This window comes from uncultured Arcanobacterium sp. (assembly GCF_947253055.1).
In the GTDB taxonomy this organism is placed as follows: domain Bacteria; phylum Actinomycetota; class Actinomycetes; order Actinomycetales; family Actinomycetaceae; genus Arcanobacterium_A.
This window is the reverse complement of the sequence record NZ_CAMXYE010000065.1, coordinates 1-8,496: the sequence shown is the minus strand read 5'-3', so window position 1 is coordinate 8,496 and position 8,496 is coordinate 1. Positions and strand designations below refer to the sequence as shown.

Here is an 8,496-nt window from a genome sequence, read left to right as displayed (position 1 = left end):
GTAGCCGGATCTCCCGTAGTACCTACCACTACTATCGGGTTAGATCCTTCTGCTCGGAACGGACCGATAGGAGCCGGCGCTTTATAGGGCCACTTCGCGCACATATATTCATCATAGTCAGCTACTTCACCAAAAATTGGCGCCTTTTCTTTCAACTCAGCCGCTTCAGCTTCCCACTGTGCGTCATTTCCCTGCGCAGGATAATCTGCACAGTTGATTGCCCAGTTAGCTTCTACGCTATTATCTTGGAAGGTATTTCCCGTGCGGGAATAATAGGTATCCGCCATAGTGAGGAAAAGAGTTCCGCGTTGCTTGGTGAATGCTTCCTGGAAAGCCTGCGTGAGCAGCGGCCAAAGCGTATCGTCATACAGAGGCGTAATCATACCGATAAATAACGCCGACTGCGTGAGCTGCCGCCCTTCGCTGGCGGTGGGAAGCGGCTTTTGTAAAGTATCAACAAAAAGCTGCTTTATCTGCGCACGCGCCTGCTCTTTTGAGCCAGTGAAGGGGCAAGAAGAGCCCGCTAAACAATCATCTAAATATGCGTCTAGCGCTTTTTCAAAGCCCTGTAATTGGGCTACCGTCTGCTGGAAAGAAGAAACTTGCGAAGAAACTGCTCCATCTAGCACCATCCGCCCCACGTTCTTCGGGAATAATTCCGCGTACATACCTCCCAAAGATGTGCCGTAGGAATATCCCACGTAATACAGTTGCGGATCTCCTAGTACGTGCCGTAGTACATCCATATCGCGCGCCGCCGATTCCGTGCCTACGAAAGGCAGCAAATTCCCAGATTTTTCTTGGCAGCCCGCGACCACTTTATCGGCATCTACCCGTGCAGCTGCTCTTCCCTCAGCCGTATCCGGATAAGAAGCATCGACTACTTGCGCGAGGTCTTTATCCGCTAAGCAGTCTACCGGAGCAGATTTATCTACTCCCCGCGGATCAAAGCCGATGATATCGAAATTGGTGAGAATATCAGGAGAAAAATAATCTGCCGCACCCTCAGCCATTTCCTGCCCAGAAGCTCCCGGACCGCCGGGGTTCACCAACAGAGAACCAATGGCTTTACCTTTAGCTTTGTGCTTTTTTGCCGCGATAGCAATTGTGGCCGTGGTGGGATTTTTATAATCAAGCGGCACCATGAATTTTCCACACTCTAAATTTTTTCCACATTCAGACCAAACTACGCGCTGCTTATAGAAAGATTCCAAACCAGCCGGAATTTCTGGCATCGGGGCCTTTATCGCTTTTGCCGTTGTAGCTCCCCCGGCGGCTGGAGTGGGATTATTCCCCGCAGCACAAGCACTGAGCATAAGCAATAAGCTAATTACTACGGCTCCTAGCTGGTGTTTCTTCATTTCTTAATTACCTCCATTAAGACCGCTTCAATTACCAATAACGGAGCTACATTCGCCGTTAAACGAGTACGAGCCTCCCGAATAGCTGATATTTTCTCCAATATGCTTTCTACGCTACGGCTATCTGCCCAATTATATACCTCGTCTTCATAATCAGGATTCGCCAACGGCAACGCCGCACCTAGCTGCCGAAGCAGCACGTCCCGGAAAAACCCAGCCATATAGAGTAATTCTCTATCTAAAGCATCCCGCTGCATACGAGTACGCCGACGCTTTTCATCCTCTTCCGCATCGCTGATCTGTGCACTGATATGCGCTCGCAGGGCGGCAGGAATTTTCATATTTTCATCTAAGCCCCACGCCTCTAGGCGTCGGCGTTTTTCTTTTTCAAGAGTTTCACCTGCCCCAGAGCGCTTTTCTGCTGCCGAGGAGCGCGAGTTACGGCCTTGCATCTTCTCGATATTAGTGAGCAATTCTGCAGCCAGCACCGCATCCCCTACCGAATGTACCGACAGCAACAGATCTAGCGTCTGTTTCCGCAATTTTCCGGCTTCCGGATCTAAAGCTAACGCCCGCGCCAAACCAATATGAGATTGTGCAATCTGGGCAGCCACTAAAGCTTTTTCTTTTTCTACTCCTTCTTCTACCAGTAGCTTTGCTACCTCTTCGACTGTGGGAGTGACCAGATTTATATTCCGGCATCGGGAACGAATAGTGGGGAGTACATCTGCCGGAGAAGCCGTACAAAGTATCCACACCGTGCGCGGAGCCGGTTCTTCAATAGCTTTTAACAGTACATTAGTGGTACGCGGCAACATTCTATCCGCATCTTCCACGATGAAAATACGCCAAGATCCAGCTGTGGGCGCCAGATACGACTTCGCCACACAAGCGCGAACTTCCTCTACTGAAATAGTCACTAAATCCGTGCGCAGAAATTCTACGTCGGGGTGGTTGCGCCCCAGCACTGCTTTACACTCGGCACAATTTCCCCCACCTAATTCTGTTTCTTGGCAGAGAAGAGCGGCCGCAAAAGCCTGCGCCAGTATGGATCTGCCTGAGCCCGGAGGACCAGTGAAAAGCCAAGCATGGCTCATCGCCGCGTCTTTGATATCACTTTGCTCTGCATTTATGCCATTTTGCGCGGCATTTTCCGCCGATTTATCTACTGCCGTGCTTTGCACTAAAGTGCGGGCGGCTATGGCGGCGCGTTTAATTTCTGCAACAGCTGCCGCCTGCCCCGTCACTAAATTAAATACACTCACAGCGCGCCTGCTTCTGTGGCTGCTTCTCGCACTGCTTGCGCAATTTCCGCAATAGACTGCGCTGCATCAATTACCCGGAAACGCTCCGGTTCATTCGCTGCCAATTCTAAAAATTTTTGCCGCACGGCGGCATGAAAAGTGCTTCCCGCTGCCTCGAGACGATCTAGATTTTCCCCTAAGCGCAGCCGGCTTTTCTCAACTGGGAGATCCAACAGAATAGTTAAATCCGGCACCAAATTTGCACTTGCCCACAGCGAGAGCGCTTTTATTTCCGCCGCGGGAAGGGCACGAGCTCCGCCTTGATAAGCAATAGAAGAATCAAAATATCTATCGGTAATCACCACCGCGCCCCGCGCCAGAGCTGGTTTAATTATTGTTTCCACATGTTGGGCTCGGTCTGCGGCGTAGAGCAAGGCTTCCGCGCGCGGCACTACTTCCCCGCCGTGTAGCAGAGATTGCCGAATAGCTTTACCTAGCTCCGTGCCGCCGGGCTCACGCGTAAGTACTACTTCTTTACCTGCAGCCCGCAGGCTCTCTGCCAGTAGCCGCACTTGCGTAGATTTCCCGGTGCCATCTCCGCCTTCAAAAGAAATAAACATTCTCAGCTACCTCTCTCCTGCCACTAACTACCGCTAACTACCGCTACTTATTTTTTCGCCGTCTTTTTCCGCCGCGCACCCTTTTTCACCGTCCGCGCCGTTTTGTTACGCCGTTTTGCCCCGCCTTGTGCCGCAATTTTTAACCGTCGCTCCACCAGTAGTTCTTGCGCCCGTTCTGCTGTCAACTGGTTAATATCTTCTTGCCGCGGCACCGAAGCATTTACTTCTCCGTCCGTCACATAGGGGCCAAAACGCCCGTCTTTCAGCAATATCTCTCCGCCCGACACCGGATCTTTTCCTAGTTTCGCCAGTGGTTCTTGCCGAGCCGGCCGGAAAGAACTCTTCGGTTCCCGGAAAATTTCTTCTGCTTCTGCCAGCGTAATCGTGAAAATTTGCTCTTCACTCTGCAGAGAGCGCGAATCTTTACCGCGCTTCATATAGGGGCCAAAACGCCCGTTGTACACATAGATTGGCTCCCCCGCTGATTCCCCTAGCTCCCGCGGCAGGCTAAGGAGCTGGCAGGCTTGCTCCAAAGTAACCGTATCCGGAGTCATCGAAGCAAAAAGCGAGGCCGTCTTCGGTTTTGGTTTTGCTTTCGATATTTTCCCCGTTGGCGTGAGCTGCACGGCGTCCGGCGGAATAACTTCCGAAACGTAGGGGCCAAAACGCCCATCTTTCACTACGATTTCATATCCAGTAGCAGGATCAGTACCGAGAATTTTATCTTCTTGCAGAGTCGTCTCTAAAATTTCCCGCGCTTTTGCTTCCGTCAATTCATCTGGAGCGATATCCGGTGGCAGAGAAGCACGCCGCTGCACTTCACCATGCGTATCTTGCTCTTCTAGATAAGGCCCATATTTACCAACTCGCACCGCTATCTGTGGAGAAATAGCGATTGTGTTGACGCGGCGCGCATCAATATCTCCTAATCCGGATACTTGGGCATGCAAACCCGGCTTACCAGATCCACCATTATAAAAATCAGAAAGGTACTCTACGCGTTCTTCTTCTCCGGCCGCGATTTTATCTAAATCTTCTTCCATATCGGCAGTGAAATCGTAATCGACCAGATCAGGTAAGTTCTCTTCGAGTAAGCGCACCACGGAAAATGCTAACCAAGTAGGTAGCAAGGCCTGCCCCTGCTTTTCCACATATCCGCGATCAGTGATGGTGGAAATAGTAGAAGCATAGGTGGAAGGGCGGCCAATACCTTTCTCTTCCAACATCTTCACTAGCGAAGCTTCCGTAAAGCGCGGCGGCGGAGCTGTTTCGTGCCCGGCAGCTTCCGCAGATTTAGTATTTACCACTTCACCTACACTTAGCTGCGGCAACCGGGTATCTTCTTTTTTCTCTTCGTACCGCTTTGAATCTTTACTTTCTTCGTAGACGACTAAAAAGCCCGGAGTGGTAATTACCGTACCGGCTGCTGCCAGCACAATCTGCATTTTTTCCGCCAAAACTACGGCATTATCTAAAGAATCTGCCGCTGCCTCTCCAGAGCTAGCCGCCGCTGAATTTTCTGCTTCCGATATTTCAGAGCTGCTCAGAGTGCGTTCAGCTTGTATTTTTATCGAAGCCGTCTGCCCCCGTGCGTCTTCCATCTGCGAAGCGAGAGTGCGTTTCCAGATAAGTTCATAGAGCTGGTATTCCCGCCCGGAAAGTTGATTTTTAATTTCACCCGGCGCGCGGAATTGCTCACCTGCAGGGCGAATTGCCTCGTGCGCTTCTTGCGCCCCCTTGCTCTTCGTAGCATAAATGCGCGGCTTCTCCGGCAGTGCTTTTGCCCCATAAAGTTCCGCTATCTGGGCTCGCGCCGCCTGCAAGGCTTGCTGGGAAAGATTCACCGAATCAGTACGCATATAGGTAATAAAACCGTTTTCATAGAGAGACTGCGCCAAACGCATAGTATCGCGCGAACTGAGGCGTAATTTCCGAGAAGCTTCCTGCTGCAAAGTAGAGGTAGTAAAAGGAGCTGCCGGCCGGCGTTTATAGGGCTTATTATCTACTTCTTGCACGCTAGCGGTGCCCGAATGTAAAATTTTCGCCACTGCCTGCGCCGTATTTTCATGTAAAACTCGCACGCCCGCAGCCACTGCTTTCGCAGTTAAGTGCCCTTGATCGTCAAAATCTTTACCGCGCGCTAAGCGCCCGCCGTTCACTTCCGTAACCCGCGCAGAAAATTCACCCGCCTCACTTTGCAGATAGGCATTCACATCCCAATAAGCGGTAGAACGGAAAGCCATTCTCTCGCGTTCTCTCTCTACAACTATTCGCGTAGCTACTGACTGCACCCGCCCGGCCGAAAGTGCCGGCGCCACTTTTCTCCACAGCAGTGGCGAGACCTCATATCCGACCAAACGATCGAGAATACGGCGAGTTTCCTGGGCGTCTACTAGTTTGCTATCAATATCCCGCGTATTCTGCAGCGCTTTTTCTATCGCCTCCGGAGTTATCTCGTGAAACACCATGCGCTTCACCGGAATACGAGGGCGTAATGCTTCTAATAGATGCCAAGCAATCGCTTCCCCTTCGCGGTCTTCGTCGGTAGCCAGATAGAGCTCGTCCGCCGTTTTCAATAGCTTGCGTAGCTCCGCCACTTTTTGCTTTTTATCAGGATTGATTACGTAGTAGGGTTCAAAATTTTCTTCTATATTGACCGCGAATTTACTATACGGGCCCTTTTTCATTTTTTCGGGCAACTCAGAGGGACGAGGTAAATCGCGGATATGCCCCACGCTGGCGGTTACTTCATATTCTTTGCCCAGATACTTGGCAATAGTGCGCGCCTTCGCCGGTGATTCCACAATTACCAGTTTTGTCACGATACCTCTCCCTCGAATTTTTCCCCGCGCCGGCGGTAGGTAATAAGAAACTAATACGCGCGGGGCAACCGCCGATTTTTAACTTACCCCATTTTCAATATAAAGCGAAAAATATTTATATTTCTTAATTCCAGTACGATACGGCAAATAACTAAGAATTTCTCTTTATAGCTATTTCCCTGCTCGTGGAACCGCACTCTTCAAAACCCTACTCTCGGAACTACGCTCTTCAGAATCCTACTCTCGGAACCGAACTCCCCGTGACTATTCCGCTACCGGGCCCGCTACTGCCCGCGCCGTAATTTTTCTCCCCCAACCTAAAAAAGGTGGATCTACTTCCAGAGCGACCACCACTTTTTCTTCTGCAATACGGCAAGAGCACTCCGCAACAGCCACTAATTCCTGCACTTTTTGGCAAGCAGCTGCCGAGTCTCCCGTATTTTGCACAATTTGTGCGCCGGCCAGCGCCGCCAAATCAGCGGTATTCTGCAATTGCCCTATTTTGGCAGCACTGAGGCTGAACTGCACCACCAATCCAGTTAAAAAAATAACTATACAGATAGCCACCGCCACAAAAGGCGTAACCATTCCCTTTTCACCCGGATTTTTCGCAAAGCTTTCTGCCAAATTTTTCGTTAAATTTTCCGCAAAATTTTCCGCTAAATTTTTGCCGAATTTTCCAGCCTGTTTATTTACCTTACTGAGTGCTCTCATTTTGCCAGTTCCTTTACGTCTTTTATTCTGCTGGCTCCATTACCACCTGATATGCCGAATAAAAATTTATTCTCAAGTAGCGAAAAATCCCCATCCCTGGTTTCCTTATCGCAATCTTGACGGTGTCAGCATTCGTTTCTATCTGCATGCGCGCATTTTCTCCTGCATTGGCGCGCACAATTTCTTCCGCTTTTTCTGCATCGGCGTATAGAGAATAGGAACGGGCGGCCGCACGCGCCGCATTATCTACTACCGCCACATTTATGCTCTGAAAAATGCCAGATACGCAGAAAAGCACTACTAATAGGAATACCGGCATAGTGAGAGCCCACTCCACACTCACCATTCCAGATTCCGCTCTTTTATTTTTCATTTCTATTCTTCATTTCTCTGCCTTTTAAAATTTCAGATTTTCCGGGGAAGCTAGCCGGAGCACCTCTTAGATACAGATGCCCGCGGCCGCCTCTCCGTATGTGGAATCAGCCTAAAGAAAGCAGAGTGCGGAATATATTCACGATTAAATCCCGAAACCACTCTTGCTTAGCTAGCCAAATCAAAATTCCAGCTATTCCAGTGGTTGCCACCGTACCAAGGGCATACTCCGCCGTCACCATTCCGCGCTCTGCGCGCAGCATCCCGGAAGAAATTTTTTTAAACATTCTATTTTTCATTGCAGATTCTCCTTTTAATGGTTTTACTCTGCCGGCTACTGCAGGCAGGTATCGCTTTGCGATAGAGCAAGCATCGCTTAATTTCGCGCGGAGAATTGGCGCGGTTGTTATCTTGTGTATTGCGGCTTTGCTTGTAGGCCTTGTGGAAAAATAACAACCTCTTTTTCGAAAATCTGTAAACGCCGCGCCATCCAGCAAGTAAAAATTGGGAGAAAAGCCTAGCTTTTAAAAAATTTTTTCTCCCGCTCCGACCACTATTGGAAATACTCCGATTAGCATAAAAGCGGGGAGAAAACAGGATACCAAGGGAATAACTAGACGAGCACCGAGGCGAGCTGCCGCCTCTTTAGCTCGGCGGGCACGCGTCAAGCGCAAAGTTAAAGCACTGCGCTCTAGAAGCGCCACCGGAGCCGCTCCCTGATTCCAAGCCGGCTCCAAGGCTGCAGCTAGATCTCGATAACGCGGCGGTGTATTTTCCCAAGCCTCTTCCCAATCCGCTCCGAGCAGCAATGCTTTACTCACTTCGGCGAGAGAACGAGCGGAAAAATTCGCATTTTCTTCGTCCAGAGCCTCTCCCACCGCCGCCAAAGCCCCGGGAATAGAGTGGCCAGCTCGGAAAGAAGCCGCAGCGAGATCAAGAATGATACTTCTATCTACCAGGATAGGAGCCGCCGGAAAAGAAAATGAAAAACGGCGTAGCGGCGGTGCTAGGCAAGCCCAGATTAAAAATACTGCCCAGATTAAGTACATAGTTTTCACTTCCGATTTTTCACTTCCTTATTTTCACTTCCTTATTTTCACTTCCGATTTTTCACTTCCTTTAAGGATCTTCGTGCCTCGCTTGCGCTACCATTCTTTTCACCAGTAGTATCCCCGCTATTTCCGCCCCCGCTCCGCCGAGTAGCGCTAGATTTCCTAACCTCGTAGCGAAAAGAAATTCCAGTACATCGATTCCGAAAGCGTAACCGAGTAAAAATCCTCCGAGCGGAAGAGCAGCTAGTATGCGGGCGGAGCTGACGGGACCGGCGAGAGCTACTTGCCGAGCTGACTGTGCCGCCGCCGCT

8 protein-coding genes and 1 pseudogene are annotated in these 8,496 nt (G+C 50.3%); all 9 read right to left on the bottom strand.

Going from position 1 to position 8,496, the window contains the following annotated elements; genetic code table 11:
• Window positions 1-1,361 (bottom strand): alpha/beta fold hydrolase (locus tag Q0X35_RS05165; RefSeq protein ID WP_297566228.1); only part of this gene is annotated, 1,361 nt, incomplete at its 3' end.
• Window positions 1,358-2,626: a DNA polymerase III subunit delta' gene (locus Q0X35_RS05160; RefSeq protein ID WP_297566227.1), complete on the bottom strand. Its 1,269-nt coding sequence runs from the start codon at window positions 2,624-2,626 to the stop codon at window positions 1,358-1,360. The genes Q0X35_RS05165 and Q0X35_RS05160, both read right to left, overlap by 4 nt.
• On the bottom strand, window positions 2,623-3,225 hold the full coding sequence (tmk, locus tag Q0X35_RS05155; RefSeq protein WP_297566225.1) for a dTMP kinase: 603 nt from the start codon (window positions 3,223-3,225) through the stop codon (window positions 2,623-2,625). The genes Q0X35_RS05160 and tmk overlap by 4 nt, the downstream gene beginning before the upstream one ends.
• Window positions 3,226-3,272: 47 nt before the next feature.
• Entirely contained in the window at window positions 3,273-6,047 is a 2,775-nt protein-coding gene (gene topA / locus Q0X35_RS05150; RefSeq protein ID WP_297566223.1) for a type I DNA topoisomerase, read from the bottom strand.
• A 264-nt stretch (window positions 6,048-6,311) separates the two neighbouring features.
• On the bottom strand, window positions 6,312-6,761 hold the full coding sequence (locus Q0X35_RS05145; protein WP_297566221.1) for a flp pilus-assembly TadE/G-like family protein: 450 nt from the start codon (window positions 6,759-6,761) through the stop codon (window positions 6,312-6,314).
• Between the two features lie 22 nt (window positions 6,762-6,783).
• Complete coding sequence (locus Q0X35_RS05140; RefSeq protein ID WP_297566219.1) at window positions 6,784-7,134, bottom strand: TadE family type IV pilus minor pilin; 351 nt, start codon at window positions 7,132-7,134, stop codon at window positions 6,784-6,786.
• A 106-nt stretch (window positions 7,135-7,240) separates the two neighbouring features.
• Entirely contained in the window at window positions 7,241-7,420 is a 180-nt protein-coding gene (locus Q0X35_RS05135; protein ID WP_297566217.1) for a DUF4244 domain-containing protein, read from the bottom strand.
• A 237-nt stretch (window positions 7,421-7,657) separates the two neighbouring features.
• On the bottom strand, window positions 7,658-8,182 hold the full coding sequence (locus tag Q0X35_RS05130; protein ID WP_297566230.1) for a type II secretion system F family protein: 525 nt from the start codon (window positions 8,180-8,182) through the stop codon (window positions 7,658-7,660).
• A gap of 70 nt (window positions 8,183-8,252) precedes the next feature.
• A pseudogene (locus Q0X35_RS05125) lies at window positions 8,253-8,496 on the bottom strand (type II secretion system protein F); the annotation flags it as partial.

Bases quoted from the DNA above. Each gene is read 5' to 3' on its own strand.
- tmk (WP_297566225.1), bottom strand. From the start codon at position 3,225: ATGTTTATTTCTTTTGAAGGCGGAGATGGCACCGGGAAATCTACGCAA.
- Q0X35_RS05145 (WP_297566221.1), bottom strand. From the start codon at position 6,761: ATGAGAGCACTCAGTAAGGTAAATAAACAGGCTGGAAAATTCGGCAAA.
- Q0X35_RS05140 (WP_297566219.1), bottom strand. From the start codon at position 7,134: ATGAAAAATAAAAGAGCGGAATCTGGAATGGTGAGTGTGGAGTGGGCT.
- Q0X35_RS05135 (WP_297566217.1), bottom strand. From the start codon at position 7,420: ATGTTTAAAAAAATTTCTTCCGGGATGCTGCGCGCAGAGCGCGGAATG.
- Q0X35_RS05130 (WP_297566230.1), bottom strand. From the start codon at position 8,182: ATGTACTTAATCTGGGCAGTATTTTTAATCTGGGCTTGCCTAGCACCG.